The sequence below is a fragment of the Streptomyces sp. Tek67B01 genome, from assembly GCF_055231995.1.
The window spans coordinates 2,356,937-2,377,064 of the sequence record NZ_JBUYUY010000001.1 but is presented as its reverse complement, the minus strand read 5'-3'; the positions used below and the strand labels follow the sequence as shown (position 1 = coordinate 2,377,064).

Sequence of the window (20,128 nt, the reverse complement as noted above, 5' to 3'; positions counted from 1 at the left end):
CCTGGCGTCCCGGCCCGGGCCCGCCCCCGTCTGGTCCTTCCCACTGTTCTGCCCGCACTGCCCCGCCCGGAACGTCGGGCGCGCCCACGTTTCCCCCCGAGGGGGCCGGTCGTTGGACAGGGCGTGACTTTTCTGACGAGGCGGGCAGGGGCGGGCTTGGCGGCCGTCGCGGTATGGGCGGCCCTGCTGGGCGCCCTGAGCGGCTGCACCGAGGACGGCCGCTCACCGGTCGAGATCCAGCTGCCCGGGAAACCCCGGTCGCCGGACGAGGCCATCCGGATCACCCCCGACGACAACGCCAAGGGGGTCCCCGCCGACGGTCCGTTGACCGTCAAGGTCGCCGAGGGGCGGCTGGAGCGGGTGGTGGTCACCAAGGTCGAGGACGCCCAAGAGGAGCGGGTGCCGGGCGCCATCGCCGCCGACGGGCTGAGTTGGAGCCCCGACCCGGCGGCCGGACGGCTCGCGCTCGCGGCCAAGTACACCGTCGACGCGGTAGCCGTCGACGGACACGACCGCCGTCAGGCCCGGCACACCACCTTCACCACCTACGTTCCCGAGGAGCGGTTCATCGGCTACTTCCGGCCCGAGAACCGCTCGACCGTGGGTACCGGAATGATCGTCTCCTTCCGGTTTAACCGCTCCATCAAGCAGCGCGCCGCCGTGGAACGGGCCATCACCATCACCTCCGTCCCCGCCGTCAAGGTCGTCGGCCACTGGTTCGGCCACGACCGGCTCGACTTCCGGCCCAAGGAGTACTGGAAGTCCGGTACCGAGGTCACCGTCAGGATGAACCTCCGAGACGTCGAGGGCTCGCCCGGTGCCTACGGCATCCAGGACAAGACGGTCACCTTCAAGGTCGGTCGCTCCCAGATCTCCACCGTGGACGCGGCCGCGCACACCATGGAGGTCCGCCGCGAGGGCCAACTGCTGTCCACTTTGCCCATCACCGCCGGGGCGCCCAAGAACACCACCTACAACGGCAAGATGGTGGTGATGGAGATGTTCGACGTCACCCGCATGAACGGCCAGACCGTCGGCTTCGGCGGCGAGTACGACATCCCCGACGTCCCGCACGCCATGCGGCTCACCACCTCGGGCACCTTCCTGCACGGCAACTACTGGGCCAGCCCCGAAACCTTCGGTTCCCTCAACACCAGTCACGGCTGCGTCGGACTGCGTGACGACAAGGGCGGCGGTTCGGACACCCCCGCCGGCTGGTTCTTCGACCGCTCCCTCGTCGGGGACGTGGTCGAGGTGGTCAACTCGCAGGACAAGACGGTGGCGGGGGACAACGGCCTGGGCGGCTGGAACCTCTCCTGGGCCGACTGGGTCGCCGGCTCCGCGATCGGCTGACGGCCCCGGGGCCGGGTGCCGAGCTCCGAGGACACGGCCCGCGCACCAGTTGGGACGGAACGGTGACAAGACCGTGCCTTCACGTGATCTCCCCATGTGATTTCCTGGCGGCAAGCGCGCGACTGTCCGCGCGGGGGACATGGGGAGAACACGAGTGAACCTGCAGCCGACTCGCGGCCGCGTCCGCACCGGCCTGCCGGCCCTTCTGCTGGGAGCGGCCCTGCTGTTCACCAGCGCGTGCAGCGGCGGTGCAGACAGCGGGGGTGGCGCCGCCGGCGACGCCACCGGCAAGAATGGCGGCAAGACCGGTACCGAGGCGTCCAAGGCCGTGGTCAACGTCAAGCCGGACGACGGCTCCAAGGAAGTCGCCACGAGCGGCGTCCTGAAGATATCCAGCACCGGCGGAAAGCTCACCACGGTAACGGTGGCCGACACCAAGGGCAACGCGGTGGAGGGCAAGATCGCGGCCGACGGGGCCGGCTGGGAGCCGTCGCGCAACCTGGCCGCTGCCACCGAGTACAAGGTGCACGTGGTCGCCAAGGACGAGGCCGGGCGGGAGTCCGCCAAGGACACCACCTTCACGACCCTTACGCCGACGAACACCTTCGTCGGCCACTACACGCCCGAGGACGGGGAGACCGTCGGCGTGGGCATGCCCGTGTCGATCAACTTCACCCGGGGCATCACCAACACCGAGGCCGTCGAGAAGGCCATCACCGTCACGGCGGAGCCGAACGTACCCGTCGAGGGTCACTGGTTCGGCAACGACCGCCTCGACTTCCGTCCCGAGAAGTACTGGGCGGCGGGGACCAAGGTCACCGTGAAGATGGCCCTCGACGGCGTCGAAGGCCGTCCGGGCGTCTACGGCAAGCAGACCCGTACCGTCCACTTCACCATCGGTCGCTCCCAGGTCTCCACCGTCGACGCGAGCGCGCACACGATGGAGGTCGTCCGCGACAGCCAGGTGCTCAGGACCCTGCCGATCACCGCGGGCGGCCCGTCGACCACCACGTACAACGGTCAGATGGTCATCAGCGAGAAGTACAAGGTGACCCGTATGAACGGCGCGACCGTCGGGTTCGGCGGCGAGTACGACATCTCCGACGTACCGCACGCCATGCGCCTGTCGAGCTCCGGCACCTTCGTGCACGGCAACTACTGGGCCTCCGCCGATACGTTCGGCTCGGAGAACGTCAGCCACGGCTGCGTCGGCCTCAAGGACGCCCGCGGCGCGGGTGACGACGACCAGCCCGCCGCCTGGTTCTTCAACGAGTCCCTCATCGGCGACGTGGTCGTCGTGAAGAACTCCAAGGACAAGCAGATCGCCCCGGACAACGGCCTCAACGGCTGGAACATGGACTGGTCGGAGTGGATCAAGTAGTCCCCTCCGGTACGTGACCCGGTGGCCCGGTGCTGTGACCCACAGCACCGGGCCACTCGGCGTTAACCGCGGCTAACCTTCCCCGTATGACCCTCTCTCTCGAAGTCTCCGAAGGTGTCGGCACCCTCCGCCTGGACCGGCCGCCCATGAACGCCCTGGACATCGCCACCCAGGACCGGCTGCGCGAGCTCGCGGTGGAGGCCACCGACCGCGCCGACGTCCGAGCGGTGATCCTCTACGGCGGCGAGAAGGTGTTCGCGGCCGGCGCGGACATCAAGGAGATGCAGACGATGGACCACGCGGCCATGGTCGCCCGCTCGCGCGGGCTCCAGGACGCCTTCACCGCCGTCGCGCGGATTCCCAAGCCGGTGGTCGCGGCGGTCACCGGCTACGCCTTGGGCGGCGGTTGCGAACTCGCGCTGTGCGCCGACTACCGGATCGCCGCGGACAACGCCAAGCTCGGCCAGCCCGAGATCCTGCTCGGCCTGATCCCGGGCGCCGGCGGCACCCAGCGGCTGTCCCGGCTGATCGGCCCCTCCAAGGCGAAGGACCTCATCTTCACCGGCCGCATGGTCAAGGCCGACGAGGCGCTCGCCCTCGGACTGGTGGACCGGGTCGTGCCGGCCGCCGAGGTGTACGAGCAGGCGCGAGCCTGGGCGGCGAAGCTCGCCCAGGGGCCGGCCCTCGCGCTGCGCGCGGCGAAGGAGTGCGTGGACGCCGGGCTGGAAGCGGACATCGACACGGGGCTGACCATCGAACGCAACTGGTTCGCCGGGCTGTTCGCGACCGAGGACCGCGAGCGCGGCATGCGCAGCTTCGTCGAGGAGGGCCCGGGCAAGGCCAAGTTCCTCTAGGGCGCGTCGTCTCACTTTCGGACGGCTTGGCCGGTCCCCGCCGACGGTCCTTCCTGGGGGTGGATTAGCCAGGCCTTAAGGCAGCCTTAAGGCCGAACGGTGATCCACTCACCGTGATCACCGGTGCGCGCCGTGTCACGCCAGGTCAGACCGGTGGCGCGGCCCCCTGATTGCCTTGCGCATATGCCGAACCGCCCCCTGGGAATCGCGGGCCCCCAGGGGGTGTTTTCCCGTGGAACGGCCCGGAGCAGCGGTGCGGCCATCCATGATGGGTGCATGGCGGGCCTGGAGGGTGTGGAGCAGCAGCGGCAGCGCGGTGGCGCTTCGGCGGTACGGATCGCGGCGGCTCTTGAGGAGGAACAGGGTCTCAGGACCCTGGAGTTGTACGGGAACCCCGCCGAGGCGGAGGTGACGCTGCCGTCCATGCCCGAATCAGCCGGTACGGCGCGCCGGCTGACCCAGTCCGTGGTGATCCGGCTGTGGGGGCTGTCGCCGCAGATCGCGGAGCACACCGTCCTGCTGGTCTCGGAACTCGTGGGCAACGCCGTGCGGCACACCGGCGCGAGGTCGTTCGGCTTACGGCTGGTGCGCCGGCGCGGATGGATCCGGGTCGAGGTGCGCGATCCCTCCCGCGGGCTGCCCTGTCTGCTGCCGGTCCACGAGATGGACACCACGGGTCGGGGTCTGTTCCTCGTGGACAAGCTGTCCGACCGCTGGGGCGCCGATCTGCTGCCGCGGGGCAAGATCACCTGGTTCGAGATGCGGGTGGCGGACCGCTGAAACGCCGGAAACCCCCTGTCGCCGTGTGGTGGGGCGCCGCGGGGGTTTCATGGGTGCGCCGAGGATCGAAGGGGGTGTGATCCTCGGCGTGGGACTTCGCTCGGGTCAAAGGGAAGCCGTGATTCCGACTATGGCAGACGAGCGACCAAATGCCAAAACCTCAAACTCGGACATAAGTGTGTATAACCTAAGAGTTCACAGTTAAATCCTAGGTGAGGTGCCCCACTCACCTCGTAATCAATGAATAAGTATCGACCGCTCTGCGTGAATCGTTGATCACATAGCGGACCGGCGGCTCTTCGAGTGGCCCTCGGGCGGCCACCGAACCGGGTCAATCAGCCCGAACCAGGGCAATCGGACCTTAAATGGGCAGGTGTACTGCTACCCGGACCGCCGATCCGTCCTCCTCGCCGGTGCCGCGGTCGCCGCCGGTGCCCTGACCGCCGCCTGTGGAACCGCGACGGTGCCCAAGGCGCCCGCCTCCACCGCCCCCACCCCGGCCCGACCCGTCCCGGCGGCCGCCGCGGCCCCGGGCCCGCGCCGGTTCGCCGGTCAACCCGTCGAGATCGGTCACGGCTCCCGGGACCGCCCGCGCGTCGCCCTCACCTTCCACGGCAACGGCGACCCGGCGACGGGACGCGCGGTCCTCGCCGAGGCGGAGCGCGCGGGTGCGCGGGTCACCGTACTGGCGATCGGCACCTGGCTCGACGAGCATCCCGACATGGCCCGCCGGGTCTTGGACGGCGGCCACGAACTCGGCAACCACACCCAACGCCACCTCGCCATCAACTCCATGCCGGAGGACGAGGCCTACGCGGAGATCACCGGCTGCGCCCAGCGCCTCAAGCGCCTCACCGGCTCGATCGGCACCTGGTTCCGCCCTTCGCAGACCCAGTACGCGACCCCCCTCGTCCAGAAGCTCGCCCAGAGGGCCGGCTACCCGCACGTCCTCTCGTACGACGTGGACTCCCTCGACTTCACCTCGCCCGGCGCCGCGGCCGTCATCCGCAACGTCACCGGGACGATCCACGCCGGATCGGTGGTGAGCCTGCACTTCGGCTACGCGGACACGGTCGACGCGATGCCGCCCCTCCTCGAAGAACTCGCGCGTCGCCAACTGCGCGCGGTGACCACCACGGAGCTGCTGACCCCATGACGACGAATCGCCTTCCACGGAAGGCCACCGTGCTGCTTGCCGGACTGTTTCTCGCGGCCCTGGCCGGGTGCGGAGCGGGGGGGAAGGGCGCGACCGAGGCGCTCGGCACCAAGGGGCCCGCCCGGCCGGCCAAGGCGGAACCCGCGGCGCCGCCGGGACTGGCCGGCATGCCCCCCGTGCTCGACCCCCACGACGTCTACGCGGCCGACCGGCCGAACCAGTTGTCCCCGGTCGTCAAGAACTTCCCGTCCCGCGTCTACGTACCGAACACCGGCTCCAACACCGTGTCCGTCATCGACCCGAAGACGTACAAGGTCATCGACACCATCCCGGTCGGCATCCAGCCCCAGCACGTGGTGCCGTCCTGGGACATGAAGACCCTGTGGGTCAACAACAACCGCGGCCACACGCTGACCCCCATCAACCCGGCCACGGGCGAGGCGGGCGACCCCGTCGAGGTGCACGACCCGTACAACCTGTACTTCACGCCCAACGGCAAGTACGCGATCGTGATGGCCTCCATGGACCGCGAGCTGGTCTTCCGGGACCCGCACACCATGAACCGGGTGAAGACCGTCCCGGTCACCTGTTACGGCGTCAACCACGCCGACTTCTCCCTCGACGGCCGCTACTTCATCGTGAGCTGCGAGTTCTCCGGCGAACTGCTCAAGGTCGACACCGAGAAGATGGAGATCGTCGGCCAGCAGAAGCTGCCCTTCGAGGGCGCCATGCCGCAGGACGTCAAGGTGTCGCCGGACGGGAAGACTTTCTACGTCGCGGACATGATGGCGCACGGCATGTGGGTGCTCAGCGGCGACAAATTCGGGACACCGAAGCTGCTGCCCACCGGAAAGGGCTGCCACGGCCTTTACGTGAGCCGCGACTCCAAGGAGATGTACGTCTCCAACCGGGGCGAGGGCAGCATCTCCGTCTTCGACTTCAAGGCGAACAAGCTCACCAAGAAGTGGGAGCTGCCGGACGGTGGCAGCCCCGACATGGGCGGGGTCTCCGCCGACGGCAAGGTGCTCTGGCTCTCGGGCCGCTACAACTCGGAGGTCTACGCGATCGACACGAAGACGGGCGAGGAACTGGCCAAGATCCCGGTCGGCTCGGGGCCCCACGGCCTCGCCGTCTACCCGCAGCCCGGCCGCTACTCGCTCGGCCACACCGGCATCTTCCGCTAGGGCGCGTCGTCGAAGCAGCGCCCGGGGGCACCTCCCAGCGGTAGCCGGGGGAGGGGCTTCGACGGCAGGGTTCGACCCCGCAACGGCGTGACGGTGCCCCGGGAGCTCGCACAGCACCCGGGGCACCGCCGCCATGCCCCCTCCGCCTCACGCCGAAGGCGTCACCAGGCGACGGGAAGCCTCTCGGGCAGCCGCTTGATGAAGCCGGTGCGCCAGACGAGGTTCTCCGCCGGCACCGCCAGCCGCAGCCCGGGCAGCCGCTCCACCAGGACCTCCAGCGCGATCTCCGCTTGCGCGCGGCCCAGCGCGGACGCCGGGCAGAAGTGCCGCCCGGCGCCGAAGGCCAGGTGGGCGTTGGCGCTCTCCCGCTCCAGGTCCAGCTCGTCCGGGTTCTCGAAGGCCTCCGGGTCGAAGTTGGCCCCCTCCAGCAGGACGAGCACCAGCTCGCCCTCCCTCACCAGGACGTCCCCGACCTGCACGTCGGCCAGGGCGATGCGCGGCAGGCCGTCTCCGACGGACAGGTTCCAGCGCAGGAGCTCGTCCACCGCCTTGCCCATCCGCTCGGGGTGCGCCCGCAGGTACCCGATGAGCTCCGGACGCTGGAGCAGCGCGAGGACGGCGAGCACCAGGAACGCCGACGTGGACACCGCGCCCGCCCCGAAGAGCGAGACGGCGACCGTCGCGAACATGTCGTCGGTCAGGTGCGCCGACTCGGGGTCGGCCTCCTTCAGCTCGGCGAACTTGCCGAGGAGCCCCGTACGCTCCTCGGCCGGCAGCGCGAGCTGGACCTTCAGCTGTTCGACGAAATAGCCGACGTCCTTGTACCAGTTCAGCGCGGAGTCGGCGAACGGTTCGCGAGCGGTCATGAACGCGACGTCCAGCCCCGACATCAACCGACGCCGGTCCTCGAAGGGAACTCCCAGCACCTGACAGTGCAGCGCCGCCGAGAAGGGGTCGGCGAACCCCGCCCGGAGGTCGGCCGGACCGCCCTCTGCCACGATCTGGTCGACGAGCGACCCCGCGATGGCGCGCAGCCGGTCCTGGAGACCCTTCTGGCGCGGGTTGAGCGCCTTCATCACCGCGTTGCGCAGCCCGGCGCTGTTGATGTTGCCCATGTTGTTGACGACCTCGGGCGGTATCGTCAGCGCGTACTGGCGGGGCACGCCGGCGTTCGCGGTGTCCTTGAGGCTGAACCGCTCGTCCTCCAGCACCTGCTTGGCCAGCGCGTAACTGCTCACCAGCCACGCCGGGTCCCCGGTCAGGGTGCGGACCTTGGCGACCGGTGCCTTCTCGCGCAGCCACGCGCACTCCTCGGGGAGCACGTCACCGCGCCGCGAGAGCGGGAAGTCGAGGAGGACCTCGTCGGTCCCGGCGCCCCGCCCGCTCTCCCGGCCCTCAAGCTGCTCGACGCTCATCGACGGTCCCTTCGGTCGGTGCGTGGTTCGCGGGTCTCGCATGGTGCTCGCTCGCGTGGCGGTCGGCCGCCGGGTGCGGGGCGGTCTCCGCGGCCTCCGGGCGTACGACGGCGTACGCCTGGTTGCGGGTCGCGCGCAGTCCCCCACCGCGCGCGAAGAGGACATCCGTCATCGGCATCTTGACGTGGTAGGCCGCCACGGAGGACGGCACGTCGAGAATGCTCGGGGTGTCCACGAAGAACGGCAGCTCCGCCGCCATGTAATCGAAACACACCTGCAACTGGCTGTCGGTCATCGATTCACCTTCCGGCAACTTCGAACCGACAAACTGGAGAGCCATCTTCTCGCAGCCCTTGCGGAACTCGTCATCGGTCTCCAGGAAATGCAGGACCCGCCGGTGCAGTAGTTGGTACACGGGATTCGACTCGAACTCGGAAAGTGCCCTCACTCGTATCTCGGCGTGCGTGGATCCGGACTCCTCGACACCTTTGAGAATCCTTCTCCGCACTGCCTTGATTTCCTTGGCCGCGCGTTTCTCCGCATGCTCCCGGGTGTAGCCGAAGGCGGCGAACATCCGGTCCACGTGGAGATCCGCGTAGACGAAGTCGACCTGCGCGAAGCGGGTCGTCGCCCATCGGGCAAGACTGCCGATGCGCTCGGAGCTGAAGTAGCTGTTGCCGGGACTCACTCCGATGAGCACATGGTCGCCGTCTTCCCAGATATGGCGGCAAGTGCGGGTGAAGGGCAGAACTTCGAATGATGCGTCGGTTTTGATCGTCACCTTTGATCGCCCTTGTTGCCGCTTGTCCCTGGGAGCCCTGCGCTCCTGGTGTGGCGGCAATGTCGGTACGTTATGCCGTGATCCCGGAGCGTGACAAGTGGGGGCCGGTTTTGTTGGCTGGAATTATCGCTTCCGGGTGGCCGGGGAGGAATTGAATTTCTTTCTGCCGGCCGAACGGGACCCGGGGTGAGCGCGACCCGTCCGGGGCGCTACCCTGAGCCGTCAACAAGCACCGAGAAGGGGTGGACCCAGTGGCGGACATCGAGAGCGCGCGGGCGGCGTTCGGCAAGTTCGACGCGGACGGCGACGGCTTCGTCACGGCCGACGAGTACAGCGCGGCCATGAAGGCCATGGGTGACGCGTACGTCACCGGCGCCGTCGCGGACGCCGTCATCGCCGCCAAGGACACGAACGGCGACGGCCTGCTGAGCTTCGACGAGTTCTGGAACGCCCTGAACAAGTAGCGAACGCCGGACGGGGCCGCGTCACGCGGGCGGCCCCGTCATGTCCTCGACCTCGGCCAGCGCCTCCTCCAGCCAGCGCAGCCAGAACGTCTCCAGGCCGATGCCGCCGCGCAGCACGAGCCGGCGCAGCCGGTCCTCGTCGGAGTCCCGCCCCGGCGGGAAGTCCTTCGCCTCGATGGCCTCGTACTCCGCCAGCTGCCCCCGGTGCAGTTCGAGGTGGCGCCGCAGCTCCCCGGCCAGCCCCTGCGGGCCGACGACACCGGCCGCCCGCACCCGCAGCAGCAGCGCGTCCCGGATGGCCTTCGGGTCCTGGCTCTCGCCGACCCACCGGGCCAGCTCCGCGCTTCCGGCGGGCAGCACCTCGTACTCCTTCTTCTGTCCCCGCACGGGCACCTCGCTGGGCAGCGCCCGGATCAGCCCGGACTCCTCCAGCCGGCCGAGCTCGCGGTAGATCTGCTGGTGCGTCGCGGACCAGAAGTACCCGATCGACTTGTCGAACCGCCGGGTCAACTCCAACCCCGACGAGGGCTTCTCGAGCAGGGCGGTGAGGATGGCGTGCGGGAGCGACATGCGCACATCCTAGGTTTCGCGGCGGGACGGCGGACGCGTCCCGTTCAGCACGTGGTCTCGGCCCAGGCGGCCAGCGCCTCCGGCGTCCTCGGACCCGGCGCGGTTCCCTCCAGCAGACCCCGGGCCCGGAGGAAAGCCGTAACGGCCGGGGACCACGCCTGGCGCAGCCCCGCCGACGCCAGCAGCTCCGGATCGGCCAGCAGGGCCCCGGCCTGGCCGAGGCGGATGCCCGCCGGCGTGAGGACCGCCGCGTCGTCGGCCCAGCGCACCGCGAGGTCGACGTCGTGCGTGGCCATCACCACCGTCGTGCCGTCCGCGCGCAGGCCCGCCAGCACGTCCAACAGCCGCTCCTGTCCGTCCGGGTCGAGTCCGGCCGTCGGCTCGTCCAGGATCAGCACCCGTGGTGCCATCGCCACCGCGCCCGCGATCGCCGCCCGCTTGCGCTGCCCGTACGAGAGCAGGTGCGTCGGCCGGTCCCGCAGGGCGGTGATGTCCAGCGCGGCGAGCGCCGAGTCCACCCGCGCCCGCACCTCCGCCAGGGCCAGACCCATGTTCATGGGGCCGAAGGACACGTCCTGCTCGACCGAGGCCGCGAACAGTTGGTCGTCCGGGTCCTGCACAACCAACTGGACCTGGCTCCGCAGCCGCGTCAGCCCCGCCCGGTCGTACCCCACCGGCGCGCCGTCCAGCCGCAGTTCGCCGGCGCCCGGCCGAAGGCCCCCACTCAGCAGCCGCATCAGCGTGGTCTTGCCGCTGCCGTTGCGGCCCAGCAGGACCAGCGCCCGGCCCTCCGCGATCGCGAAGTCCACGCCGGACAGCACCGCCGGCCCGTCCTCGTACGCGTAGCCCGCGCCCACCAGTTCCACCAACGGGTTCACAGGTACATCCCTTTCAGGGTCAGGGTGAGGGCGACCAGCGCGCCCAGCAGGGCCGCCGACGCGGCCAGGAACCGCCACGACAGCGCCGCCTGCGGCACCAGCACCCGCAGCGCCCCCTCGTAGCCCCGCCCGGCCAGCCCCTCCTGGAGCCGCGCCGCGCGGTCGAAGGCCCGTACGAACGAGGTGGCGGCGAGGCCGGCCAGGGAACGCCACAGCGCCGCCCGACCGGTGTGCCCAAGCCGGGCCGCCTGCGCCCGGTGCACCTGGGCGGCCGAATCGAGGAGCAGGAAGCCGATCCGGTACATGACCAGGGCCACGTCCACCACCGGGGCCGGGACCCCCGCCCGCACCAGCCGGGGCAGTACGTCCGACACCGGGGTGGTGAAGGCGAACAGCAGCACTCCGAGCGAGGCCGCCGAGGCGCGCAGCAGCAGCTCCGCCGCGTGCCGGGGGCCGTCCGGGGCCAGGGAGACCGGCCCCGCCGGGCCGCCCACCGCGAACAGCAGCGGGAGCGCCCCGGTGAGACAGAAGCCCAGCGGGACGCGGAAGGCCCGCCACAGCTGTCGTCCGGCGACCCCGGCCGGACCGAGCAGCACGGCCAGGGTCGCCGCCGCGACCAGCGGGCCGCCGGGCCAGGGCGGCAGCGCGACGGCGGTGACGGTGAGCCCGAGCCCGAGCAGCGCCTTCTCCAGCGGATGGCGCCGGCGCCAACGGCTGCCGTGCGCCGCCACGTCGATGGGCAGCACCGGCTAGGACTCCGTGGAGGACGCCGGGGGGACCTCTGCGTCCCCGCCCCGCTCGCCTCCGCCTCGCACGCCCCGGTTCTGCGCCAGGCCCTGGCGACGGCCCCTGCGCAGCCCGAAGTAGTAGGCGAGCACACCCGCGCCGAGGGCCGCCTGGAGCGCGAACAGCGCCGACTCGACCTCCGCGGAGGGGGGTTCGTACAGCGGGGAGAACCAGGGCTTGTAGTCCGGCCGGATCTCGGTGATCGCCGATTCGGCCTGGTTGTCGGCGCCGGCGAACGGCTCCTTCTTGTCGTCGCCCATGCCCAGCGCGACGGGCAGGACGGCGAGCGCGGCCACCAGGAACAGCAGCAGGACGTTGATCTTCGTGTTCTTGCTCGTGCCGCCCATCAGGCCGCCGCCTCCTGCTCGTCGCGGGCACGGACCGTGAGCTTGGCGACGCCCAGCCGGACCAGGTCCGAGGTGCTGGACTGCATCAGCAGCCGCATGACGAGCACGGTCAGCAGCCCCTCGCTGACGGCCAGCGGGATCTGCGTGACCGCGAAGATGCCGCCGAACTTCGCGAGCGCGCCGGCGAATCCGCTCGCCGGGTCCGGGAAGGCCAGCGCCAGTTGCACGCTGGTCACGCAGTAGGTGACGAGGTCGGCGAAGAAAGCGCCGAAGAAGACCGTCACCATCAGCGGCACGTCGAACCGCTTGAGCAGGCGGTAGACGCCGTACCCCGCCCAGGGCCCGGCGATCGCCATCGAGAAGGCGTTCGCGCCGAGCGTGGTCAGGCCACCATGGGCGAGCAACAGGGCCTGGAACAGCAGGGTGATGGTCCCGAGCACGGTCATGATCGGAGGCCGGAACAGGATCGCGCCGAGCCCCGTCCCGGTGGGGTGGGAACAACTGCCGGTAACCGACGGGATCTTGAGGGCCGACAGGACGAACGTGAACGCCCCCGACGCACCGAGCAGCAGCGTGCTCTCCGGGTTCGCCTTGACCTCGCGGGTCAGGGAGCGGACACCGTGTACGACGAAGGGGGCGGCCGCGACGGCCCAGGCGGCCGCGTGCAACGGGGGCAAGAAGCCCTCGGCGATATGCATGAGTGGGGAGACCTCTCCAGCACCTCGTGGATGGACAACGCGCCCCGGCCGGTCTCCTGGCTCACGGGTGCTGACGCCCTGACTCCGCCTTCCCGGGGCCGTGCGGTCTCCCGCGCGGGCCCAGTGGCTTCCCGCTGGGGGCACCTCCCGGACCGAGTGTCTGGGGGAGAGTGGAGCCGGACTTCCCGATCACAGTGGCGAGGGCCGCACCGGTTTCCCACCGGTTTCCCGAACACCAAGGCCTCTTGACCCTAGTCGGCCGTCCGGACGGGTCACAACCCGGCCCTTCCGCGCGCGCCCGCCGGCGGCCGCGTCCGGTGGAAAGCAGGGTGGTGGGATGACCGACGACTCCGCATCCCCGCAGACCCCCCACTACGGCGACCTGAGCGCCCTGTACGTGAACTGCACCCTCAAACGGTCCCCCGAGACCAGCAACACGGAGGGCCTGATCGCACGCAGCCGCGCGGTCATGGAGGCCGCCGGGGCCCGGACCTCGCTCGTCCGCGCCGTCGACCACGACATCGCCACCGGTGTCTGGCCCGACATGACCGAGCACGGCTGGGAGAGCGACGAGTGGCCCGTCCTGTACAGCCGGATCATGGACGCCGACATCCTGGTGCTGTGCGGCCCGATCTGGCTCGGGGACAACAGCTCGGTGATGAAGCAGGTCATCGAGCGGCTGTACGCCTGCTCCTCGCTCCTGAACGAACGGGGCCAGTACGCCTACTACGGTCGGGTCGGCGGGGCGCTCATCACCGGCAACGAGGACGGCGTCAAGCACTGCGCCATGAACGTCCTCTACAGCCTCCAGCACCTCGGGTACGCGATCCCGCCGCAGGCCGACGCCGGGTGGATCGGCGAGGCCGGCCCGGGGCCCTCGTACCTGGACCCCGGCTCGGGCGGTCCCGAGAACGACTTCACCAACCGGAACACGACCTTCATGAGCTGGAACCTCATGCACCTGGCCGCCCTCCTCAAGAGGGCCGGCGGCATTCCCGCGCACGGCAACCGGCGCTCGGAGTGGGACGCCGGGTGCCGCTTCGACTTCCCGAACCCCGAGCACCGGTAGCCGCGGGTCGCGGCGCGGTCAGCAGGTGGCCGGGTGCGGGAAGTCCAGGACGAGCCGCTCCGGGGAGTGCAGCACGCTCGTGTCGTAGGTGGGCGGGGTGTCGAAGGCGGCGCCGAAGGTCACGTACCCCTCGAAGTCGCCGGTCAAGGCGATGCCCTTGAGCTTGCTCAGGGCGATCTGCTGGAGCTTCGGCCCCACGTAGACGTTGTGGCCGGCGTCGTCGTGCCCGGCGGCCGGGTGCAGCCTGATCTCCAGGAAGTACTTCCCCGGCAGCGGGACGGGCTTGCCGGACCCGTCGTAGACGAGTTGGGGGACGGGCGTGACGGTGACCGGCGGGGCGGCTCCCTGGAGGTCGACGACGAGCCGGTCGTAGGTGCAGTGGCCGCCCCAGCGGGCATTGGTGACCAGTGTGGTGGAGGCGGCGGAGGCCGGCGCGGCGAACGCGACCCCGGCGGTGAGCAGAGCGCCCGCGAGCAGTGCGGTGACCTGACGGCGACGTACGTGCTGCATGACGTCCCCCCGATTCTGAGAGACAGGGACAAGGGTGACACCGTTCAAGACGCCCGCCGGGCCGCCGCGGTTGCGCGATCCCGGGGTGCCCGCGCGGCTTTCCTGGCATGGTGGCGCCTGGACTTGGACCGTGCGACAGGGGAGCCCGGATGCGCCGTCACCGCTTGCACAGCCCGCACGACCCGCACGACCCGCACCGAGGCCATCGCGGTCGCGGCCCCCACCGTCACGTCGCGATCGCCGCCGTCCTTCTCCTCGGGGCCACCGCCTGCGGAAGCGGCGGGGAGGAGGTCTCGCAGGAGGGCAAGGGCGGCTACCCCTGGGTCGCCACGGACGAGATATGCAACGCGCTGCCGTACGGCAAGCTGGCCGACCCGCTCGGGGCCCGCGAGGACGTGGCCGACCGTACCCGCCGGACCACGGGGGGCTACCCCGGGGCGCAGTGCGTCCAAAAACTCGTCGAGACGGGACCCGCGACCTTCGGCGGAGTCAAGGTCGAGCTGGACTTCGCCTACGTCCCGGGCGTCGACGAGGCGAAGGCCGTCTTCGAGAAGGTGCGGGGCGACGCGGGCAAGGACTCGCCGGGCGGCGCGCCGGCCGACGTCAAGGACGTGGGCAAGGAGGCGTACCGCCTCGGCTACACCAAGCCGGACGATCCGCACCAGGTCAGGCAGCTGCGGGTGCGGGACAGCAACCTCATGCTGGAGATCACGGTCACCGGTGAGGCGCGCAAGCCTCCCACACCCGAGAGCCTCAAGGCGCTGGACGACGCCGTGAACGACTTCGCCAAGGGCTGTCTGACCACGATCCGCAGGAAGTAGCGCGAGGACGTGGGGAGGGCCGGCGCACGCGCGCCCGGCCCTCCCGTCGGTACTCGCCGGCCGCCGTCAGCGGCTCCGGCGTCGGCTCAGCACTCGATGACGTTGACCGCGAGGCCGCCGCGGGCGGTCTCCTTGTACTTGACCTTCATGTCGGCGCCGGTCTCCTTCATGGTCTTGATGACCTTGTCCAGGGAGACCTTGTGCGAGCCGTCGCCGCGCATCGCCATCTTGGCCGCGGTGACGGCCTTGACCGCCGCCATGCCGTTGCGCTCGATGCACGGGATCTGGACCAGACCGCCGACCGGGTCGCAGGTGAGACCGAGGTTGTGTTCCATGCCGATCTCGGCGGCGTTCTCGACCTGCTCCGGGCTGCCGCCCAGCACTTCCGCGAGCGCGCCCGCCGCCATCGAGCAGGCCGAGCCGACCTCGCCCTGGCAGCCGACCTCGGCGCCCGAGATCGAGGCGTTCTCCTTGAAGAGCATCCCGATCGCACTGGCCGCGAGGAGGAAGCGCACCACGCCGTCCTCGTCGGCGCCCGGCACGAAGTTCATGTAGTAGTGCAGCACCGCCGGGATGATGCCCGCCGCGCCGTTCGTCGGGGCGGTGACCACCCGCCCGCCCGCCGCGTTCTCCTCGTTCACGGCCATCGCGTAGAGGGTGATCCACTCCATCGACAGCGCCTGCGGGTCGCCCTCGGAGCGCAGCTTGCGGGCCGTGGTCGCGGCGCGGCGCTTGACCCGCAGACCGCCCGGGAGGATGCCCTCGCGGGACATCCCGCGCGCCACGCAGGCCTGCATGACGCGCCAGATCTCCAGGAGGCCCTCGCGGATCTCCTCCTCGGTGCGCCAGGCCTTCTCGTTCTCCAGCATCAGCGCGGAGATCGACAGGCCCGTCTCGCGGGTGAGGCGCAGCATCTCGTCGCCGCTGCGGAACGGGTACTTCAAGACGGTGTCGTCGAGCTTGATCCGGTCCTCGCCGACCGCGTCCTCGTCGACGACGAAGCCCCCGCCGACCGAGTAGTACGTCTTCTCCAGCAGCGGCGCGCCGGCGGCGTCGTAGGCGAAGAGCGTCATGCCGTTCGCGTGGTAGGGCAGCGACCGGCGGCGGTGCAGGATGAGCTGGCTCGGCTCGTCGAAGGCGATCTCGTGGGCTTCGCCTATCTCGGCGCCCATCAGGCGCAGCCGGCCGCTCCGGCGGATGCGCTCGACCTCGGCGTCGGCGCTCTCGACGTCCACCGTGCGGGGGGAGTGGCCCTCCAGGCCCAGCAGGACCGCCTTGGGGGTGCCGTGGCCGTGGCCGGTCGCGCCCAGGGAGCCGAACAGCTCCGCGCGGACGGAGGCCGTCTGGGCGAGGGCACCTTCCTTCTTCAAGCGGGTCACGAACATGCGCGCCGCCCGCATCGGGCCGACCGTGTGGGAGGAGGAGGGACCAATGCCGATGGAGAAGAGGTCGAAGACGGAGATGGCCACGGTGGCGAGACTCCCTTGTCTGCTCGTGGGGTGGGAGAGGGGCACAGGAGAGCGGGTTGATCAGCGGGAGGTGATCAGGGAGGTTTGTTCGGATTTTGTCCGACGGTCGAGCTTAACGCGGCGAGGTGAACGACCCCCCTGCCAGGAAGGGCCACAAGGGGAAGCACGGGTGTGCGTCGGCTCACATCCCGGACCGCCCCCGGGGGGCGATCAGGCGTGAAAAAGGGGCCCGGGCCTGTGGGAACAGGCACCGGGCCCCGCCCGGCCGCGTCAGAGCGTCGGGTACAGCGGGAACTTCGCGGCGAGCGCGGAGACGCGTGCCTTGAGGGACTCGGCGTCGTACGCCGGCTTGAGCGCCTGCGCGATGATCTCGGCGACCTCGGTGAAGGCCTCGGTGTCGAAACCGCGGGTGGCCAGGGCCGGCGTACCGATCCGCAGACCCGAGGTGACCATCGGCGGCCGCGGGTCGTTCGGGATGGCGTTGCGGTTGACCGTGATGCCGACCTCGTGGAGGCGGTCCTCGGCCTGCTGGCCGTCCAGCTCCGAGTTGCGCAGGTCGACCAGGACCAGGTGCACGTCGGTGCCGCCGGTCAGCACGTCCACGCCCACGGCCTTGACGTCGTCCTGGACCAGGCGCGCGGCGAGGATCTTCGCACCCTCCAGGGTGCGCTCCTGGCGCTCCTTGAACTCGGGCGAGGCGGCGACCTTGAACGAGACCGCCTTGGCGGCGATCACGTGCTCCAGGGGACCGCCCTGCTGACCGGGGAAGACCGCGGAGTTGATCTTCTTGGCCAGCTCCTGCGTCGACAGGATGACACCGCCGCGCGGACCACCGAGGGTCTTGTGCGTGGTGGTGGTGACGACGTGGGCGTGCGGCACCGGGTTGGGGTGCAGGCCCGCGGCGACCAGACCGGCGAAGTGCGCCATGTCGACCATCAGGTACGCGCCGACCTCGTCCGCGATGCGGCGGAAGGCGGCGAAGTCCAGCTGACGGGGGTAGGCGGACCAGCCGGCGACGATCAGCTGCGGCTTGGACTCCTTGGCGAGGCGCTCGACCTCGGCCATGTCGACCTGGCCGGTCTCGTCGACGTGGTACGGGACCACGTTGTAGAGCTTGCCGGAGAAGTTGATCTTCATGCCGTGGGTCAGGTGACCGCCGTGGGCCAGGTTCAGGCCCATGATCGTGTCGCCCGGCTTGAGCAACGCGAACATCGCGGCGGCGTTCGCCTGCGCACCGGAGTGCGGCTGCACGTTCGCGGCCTCGGCGCCGAAGAGCGCCTTGATCCGGTCGATGGCGATCTGCTCGACGACGTCGACGTGCTCGCAGCCGCCGTAGTAGCGGCGGCCGGGGTAGCCCTCGGCGTACTTGTTGGTCAGGACGGAGCCCTGGGCCTCCATGACGGCGACCGGAGCGAAGTTCTCCGACGCGATCATTTCCAGGGTCGACTGCTGGCGCGCGAGCTCGGCGTCGACGGCGGCGGCGACGTCGGGGTCGAGTTCGTGGAGAGGGGTGTTCAGTACGGACATCAGGATCCCCTGGGGTCAGTTACCGGCGGTGAGCTTGGCGTACTCGTCGTCGGAGAGCAGGTCGGCCGGCTCCTCCGTGACGCGCACCTTGAAGAGCCAGCCACCCTCGAACGGGGCCGAGTTCACCAGCGACGGGTCGTCCACGACGTCCTGGTTGGCCGCGACGACCTCACCGGTGACGGGGGAGTACAGGTCGCTGACCGACTTGGTCGACTCCAGCTCGCCGCAGGTCTCGCCCGCGGTCACCGTGTCGCCGACCTCGGGGAGCTGTGCGTAGACGACGTCACCGAGCGCGTTGGCCGCGAACTCCGTGATGCCGACCGTCGAGACGCCGTCCTCGGCGTTCGACAGCCACTCGTGCTCCTTGCTGTAACGCAGCTGCTGGGGGTTGCTCATGACCTGATTCTCCTGGATGCGGGGGAGTGGATACGAACGGTGGTCTCGGGTACTGAGACGGCCGGCAGGGCGTACGGGCGCTACTTCTGCCGCTTGTAGAACGGCAGGGCAACGACCTCGTACGGCTCATGCGTACCGCGAATGTCCACGCCGACGCCGGAGGTGCCGGGCGCGGCGTGCGCCGCGTCCACGTACGCCATCGCGATCGGCTTGCCCAGCGTCGGCGACGGGGCGCCGGAGGTGACCTCACCGATGACCTTGCCGTCGGCGACCACGGGGAAACCGGCGCGCGGGACCCGGCGGCCCTCGGCGATCAGCCCGACCAGCTTGCGCGGCGGGTTCGTGGCGGCGCGCTCGGCGGCGGCCTCCAGGGCCCGGCGGCCGACGAAGTCGACCTCCTTCTCGAACTTCACCACCCGGCCCAGACCCGCGTCGAACGGGGTCAGGGAGGTGGTCAGCTCGTGCCCGTACAGCGGCATGCCCGCCTCCAGGCGCAGCGTGTCACGGCAGGACAGGCCGGCCGGGACCAGGCCGACGCCCTCGCCGGCCTTCGTCAGCGCCTGCCACAGCTCCACGGCGTGCTCCGGGGCGACGAACAGCTCGAAGCCGTCCTCGCCGGTGTAGCCCGTACGCGCGATCAGCGCGGGGACGCCGGCGACCGTGCCGGGCAGGCCCGCGTAGTACTTGAGCCCGTCCAGGTCGGCGTCGGTGAGGGACGCCAGGATGCCGGGGGACTCGGGGCCCTGGACGGCGATCAGGGCGTAGGCGTCGCGGTCGTCGCGGACTTCGGTGTCGAAGCCGGCGGCGCGCTCGGTCAGGGCGTCCAGGACGACCTGGGCGTTGGAGGCGTTCGCGACGACCATGAACTCGCTCTCGCCGAGGCGGTAGACGATCAGGTCGTCGATGATTCCGCCGTCCTCCTGGCAGATGTGCGTGTAACGGGCGCGGCCGACGCCGACGGTGGAGATGTTGCCGACCAGCGCGTGGTCGAGGGCCTTGACGGCCTCGGGGCCGGTCAGGGTGATCTCGCCCATGTGGGACAGGTCGAAGAGACCGGCCTTCGTGCGCACGGCGTTGTGCTCGTCGCGCTCACTGGCGTAGCGCAGCGGCATGTCCCAGCCCGCGAAGTCGGTCATGGTCGCACCGAGCGAGCGGTGCAGCGCGTCGAGCGCGGTCAGGCGGGGGGCAGTGCTCATGGGTGTGGCTCCCGGGTCCCAGGGCATGACATGACGAGGACGATCCTCCCCATCTGTCATCGGAACCTGAGAGGTTCGCCGAGAGTTCCCGCACCGGGCGGGACGCGTCTTCGGCTTGCACCTTGGGTGGAGCTGTCGAACAGCCCGCTTTTCAGATCTGCCTCATCCACGCGGTACGGGGCCTGAGAGATTCAAGGGAGGAACTTGCTCCTTCGGCGCCCGGGCACGGCCTCACGGCGTGCCGGGACTCTCCCGCGCGGATTCAAGCGGCCGGTATGCAGTTGGTGTCCAGATGGCGCACATCATTGCACGAGGTGGACGGGCGTGGGCGGGCGGCCCCGAAAGTCCGTGCGGACGCCGGCGGGGCTTGAGCGGGCGGCGCCGGAACCGGGCGGGCTTGAGCGGGCGGCGCCGGAACCGGGCGGGGCCGGAACCGGGCGGGCTTGAGGGGGCGGGCCGGAACCGGGCGGGCCGGATTACCGTCTCTTTACAT

General features: G+C 70.3%; 21 protein-coding genes and 2 riboswitches. Of the genes, 9 read left to right on the top strand and 12 right to left on the bottom strand.

The annotated features are described in order from the left end of the window. Positions 1-132 precede the first annotated feature (132 nt). The 6 genes from ACV7NM_RS10475 to ACV7NM_RS10450 all read left to right on the top strand — a co-directional run bounded on the left by ACV7NM_RS10475 (position 133) and on the right by ACV7NM_RS10450 (position 6,708). The gene (locus ACV7NM_RS10475; RefSeq protein WP_463413889.1) at positions 133-1,353 is read left to right on the top strand and encodes a L,D-transpeptidase; all 1,221 of its coding nucleotides are present in this window, start codon (positions 133-135) and stop codon (positions 1,351-1,353) included. Positions 1,354-1,492: 139 nt separating this feature from the next. Continuing rightward, positions 1,493-2,734: a L,D-transpeptidase gene (locus tag ACV7NM_RS10470; protein ID WP_463410048.1), complete on the top strand. Its 1,242-nt coding sequence runs from the start codon at positions 1,493-1,495 to the stop codon at positions 2,732-2,734. An 86-nt stretch (positions 2,735-2,820) separates the two neighbouring features. Continuing rightward, complete coding sequence (locus ACV7NM_RS10465) at positions 2,821-3,588, top strand: enoyl-CoA hydratase/isomerase family protein (RefSeq protein ID WP_389662998.1); 768 nt, start codon at positions 2,821-2,823, stop codon at positions 3,586-3,588. A 276-nt stretch (positions 3,589-3,864) separates the two neighbouring features. Beyond that, a complete protein-coding gene (locus ACV7NM_RS10460; RefSeq protein ID WP_463410047.1) occupies positions 3,865-4,368 on the top strand; it encodes an ATP-binding protein in 504 nt (167 codons plus the stop codon). 373 nt (positions 4,369-4,741) lie between these two features. Then, the gene (locus tag ACV7NM_RS10455; protein WP_463410046.1) at positions 4,742-5,524 is read left to right on the top strand and encodes a polysaccharide deacetylase family protein; all 783 of its coding nucleotides are present in this window, start codon (positions 4,742-4,744) and stop codon (positions 5,522-5,524) included. Next, positions 5,521-6,708: a YncE family protein gene (locus ACV7NM_RS10450; RefSeq protein WP_463410045.1), complete on the top strand. Its 1,188-nt coding sequence runs from the start codon at positions 5,521-5,523 to the stop codon at positions 6,706-6,708. The genes ACV7NM_RS10455 and ACV7NM_RS10450 overlap by 4 nt, the downstream gene beginning before the upstream one ends. Positions 6,709-6,869: 161 nt before the next feature. Here the strand turns inward: ACV7NM_RS10450 and ACV7NM_RS10445 are convergent, their stop codons facing one another. Next, entirely contained in the window at positions 6,870-8,123 is a 1,254-nt protein-coding gene (locus tag ACV7NM_RS10445; RefSeq protein WP_463410044.1) for a cytochrome P450, read from the bottom strand. After that, positions 8,104-8,904, bottom strand: a complete 801-nt coding sequence (locus ACV7NM_RS10440; RefSeq protein WP_463410043.1) for a tRNA-dependent cyclodipeptide synthase — start codon at positions 8,902-8,904, stop codon at positions 8,104-8,106. Before ACV7NM_RS10440 ends, ACV7NM_RS10445 begins: the two co-directional genes overlap by 20 nt. Before the next feature lie 251 nt (positions 8,905-9,155). On the opposite strand from ACV7NM_RS10440, the gene ACV7NM_RS10435 reads away from it, so the two are divergent. Beyond that, complete coding sequence (locus ACV7NM_RS10435) at positions 9,156-9,368, top strand: EF-hand domain-containing protein (RefSeq protein WP_463410042.1); 213 nt, start codon at positions 9,156-9,158, stop codon at positions 9,366-9,368. A gap of 21 nt (positions 9,369-9,389) precedes the next feature. On the opposite strand, the gene ACV7NM_RS10430 is transcribed toward ACV7NM_RS10435, so the two are convergent. Genes ACV7NM_RS10430 through ACV7NM_RS10410 form a run of 5 tightly spaced genes read right to left on the bottom strand, consistent with a single transcriptional unit; the run spans position 9,390 to position 12,647 of the window. Further along, on the bottom strand, positions 9,390-9,938 hold the full coding sequence (locus ACV7NM_RS10430; RefSeq protein WP_463410041.1) for a PadR family transcriptional regulator: 549 nt from the start codon (positions 9,936-9,938) through the stop codon (positions 9,390-9,392). 44 nt (positions 9,939-9,982) lie between these two features. Next, entirely contained in the window at positions 9,983-10,816 is an 834-nt protein-coding gene (locus ACV7NM_RS10425) for an ATP-binding cassette domain-containing protein (protein WP_463410040.1), read from the bottom strand. Then, a complete protein-coding gene (cbiQ, locus tag ACV7NM_RS10420) occupies positions 10,813-11,562 on the bottom strand; it encodes a cobalt ECF transporter T component CbiQ (RefSeq protein ID WP_463410039.1) in 750 nt (249 codons plus the stop codon). The genes ACV7NM_RS10425 and cbiQ overlap by 4 nt, the downstream gene beginning before the upstream one ends. Positions 11,563-11,565: 3 nt before the next feature. After that, positions 11,566-11,949, bottom strand: a complete 384-nt coding sequence (locus ACV7NM_RS10415; RefSeq protein ID WP_463410038.1) for an energy-coupling factor ABC transporter substrate-binding protein — start codon at positions 11,947-11,949, stop codon at positions 11,566-11,568. Beyond that, positions 11,949-12,647: an energy-coupling factor ABC transporter permease gene (locus tag ACV7NM_RS10410; protein WP_463410037.1), complete on the bottom strand. Its 699-nt coding sequence runs from the start codon at positions 12,645-12,647 to the stop codon at positions 11,949-11,951. Before ACV7NM_RS10410 ends, ACV7NM_RS10415 begins: the two co-directional genes overlap by 1 nt. Positions 12,648-12,676: 29 nt before the next feature. Beyond that, positions 12,677-12,902, bottom strand: a riboswitch (cobalamin riboswitch). An 82-nt stretch (positions 12,903-12,984) separates the two neighbouring features. On the opposite strand from ACV7NM_RS10410, the gene ACV7NM_RS10405 reads away from it, so the two are divergent. After that, entirely contained in the window at positions 12,985-13,716 is a 732-nt protein-coding gene (locus ACV7NM_RS10405; RefSeq protein ID WP_463410036.1) for a flavodoxin family protein, read from the top strand. Between the two features lie 18 nt (positions 13,717-13,734). Here ACV7NM_RS10405 and ACV7NM_RS10400 read toward each other — a convergent pair whose 3' ends face one another. After that, the gene (locus ACV7NM_RS10400; protein WP_463410035.1) at positions 13,735-14,226 is read right to left on the bottom strand and encodes an AMIN-like domain-containing (lipo)protein; all 492 of its coding nucleotides are present in this window, start codon (positions 14,224-14,226) and stop codon (positions 13,735-13,737) included. A gap of 149 nt (positions 14,227-14,375) precedes the next feature. Here ACV7NM_RS10400 and ACV7NM_RS10395 point away from each other — a divergent pair, with 149 nt between their 5' ends. Next, positions 14,376-15,047, top strand: coding sequence for a hypothetical protein (locus tag ACV7NM_RS10395; RefSeq protein WP_463410034.1), 672 nt, complete (start codon positions 14,376-14,378; stop codon positions 15,045-15,047). 86 nt (positions 15,048-15,133) lie between these two features. On the opposite strand, the gene ACV7NM_RS10390 is transcribed toward ACV7NM_RS10395, so the two are convergent. The 4 genes from ACV7NM_RS10390 to gcvT form a co-directional block, all read right to left on the bottom strand. Continuing rightward, positions 15,134-16,516, bottom strand: coding sequence for an L-serine ammonia-lyase (locus ACV7NM_RS10390; RefSeq protein ID WP_463410033.1), 1,383 nt, complete (start codon positions 16,514-16,516; stop codon positions 15,134-15,136). A 270-nt stretch (positions 16,517-16,786) separates the two neighbouring features. Then, positions 16,787-18,043: a serine hydroxymethyltransferase gene (gene glyA, locus ACV7NM_RS10385; RefSeq protein ID WP_463410032.1), complete on the bottom strand. Its 1,257-nt coding sequence runs from the start codon at positions 18,041-18,043 to the stop codon at positions 16,787-16,789. Between the two features lie 15 nt (positions 18,044-18,058). Beyond that, complete coding sequence (gene gcvH / locus ACV7NM_RS10380) at positions 18,059-18,439, bottom strand: glycine cleavage system protein GcvH (RefSeq protein ID WP_463410031.1); 381 nt, start codon at positions 18,437-18,439, stop codon at positions 18,059-18,061. A gap of 80 nt (positions 18,440-18,519) precedes the next feature. After that, positions 18,520-19,635, bottom strand: coding sequence for a glycine cleavage system aminomethyltransferase GcvT (gcvT, locus tag ACV7NM_RS10375; RefSeq protein ID WP_463410030.1), 1,116 nt, complete (start codon positions 19,633-19,635; stop codon positions 18,520-18,522). 161 nt (positions 19,636-19,796) lie between these two features. Then, positions 19,797-19,900, bottom strand: a riboswitch (glycine riboswitch). Between the last annotated feature and the right edge of the window lie 228 nt (positions 19,901-20,128).

What these genes read in the sequence shown, in the direction of transcription:
- ACV7NM_RS10445 (WP_463410044.1), bottom strand. Translation starts at nt 8,123, where the DNA reads ATGAGCGTCGAGCAGCTTGAGGGCCGGGAGAGCGGGCGGGGCGCCGGG.
- ACV7NM_RS10415 (WP_463410038.1), bottom strand. Translation starts at nt 11,949, where the DNA reads ATGGGCGGCACGAGCAAGAACACGAAGATCAACGTCCTGCTGCTGTTC.
- ACV7NM_RS10395 (WP_463410034.1), top strand. Translation starts at nt 14,376, where the DNA reads ATGCGCCGTCACCGCTTGCACAGCCCGCACGACCCGCACGACCCGCAC.
- ACV7NM_RS10410 (WP_463410037.1), bottom strand. Translation starts at nt 12,647, where the DNA reads ATGCATATCGCCGAGGGCTTCTTGCCCCCGTTGCACGCGGCCGCCTGG.
- ACV7NM_RS10470 (WP_463410048.1), top strand. Translation starts at nt 1,493, where the DNA reads ATGGGGAGAACACGAGTGAACCTGCAGCCGACTCGCGGCCGCGTCCGC.
- gcvH (WP_463410031.1), bottom strand. Translation starts at nt 18,439, where the DNA reads ATGAGCAACCCCCAGCAGCTGCGTTACAGCAAGGAGCACGAGTGGCTG.
- ACV7NM_RS10400 (WP_463410035.1), bottom strand. Translation starts at nt 14,226, where the DNA reads ATGCAGCACGTACGTCGCCGTCAGGTCACCGCACTGCTCGCGGGCGCT.
- ACV7NM_RS10430 (WP_463410041.1), bottom strand. Translation starts at nt 9,938, where the DNA reads ATGTCGCTCCCGCACGCCATCCTCACCGCCCTGCTCGAGAAGCCCTCG.
- ACV7NM_RS10460 (WP_463410047.1), top strand. Translation starts at nt 3,865, where the DNA reads ATGGCGGGCCTGGAGGGTGTGGAGCAGCAGCGGCAGCGCGGTGGCGCT.
- glyA (WP_463410032.1), bottom strand. Translation starts at nt 18,043, where the DNA reads ATGTCCGTACTGAACACCCCTCTCCACGAACTCGACCCCGACGTCGCC.
- ACV7NM_RS10405 (WP_463410036.1), top strand. Translation starts at nt 12,985, where the DNA reads ATGACCGACGACTCCGCATCCCCGCAGACCCCCCACTACGGCGACCTG.
- ACV7NM_RS10465 (WP_389662998.1), top strand. Translation starts at nt 2,821, where the DNA reads ATGACCCTCTCTCTCGAAGTCTCCGAAGGTGTCGGCACCCTCCGCCTG.
- gcvT (WP_463410030.1), bottom strand. Translation starts at nt 19,635, where the DNA reads ATGAGCACTGCCCCCCGCCTGACCGCGCTCGACGCGCTGCACCGCTCG.
- ACV7NM_RS10450 (WP_463410045.1), top strand. Translation starts at nt 5,521, where the DNA reads ATGACGACGAATCGCCTTCCACGGAAGGCCACCGTGCTGCTTGCCGGA.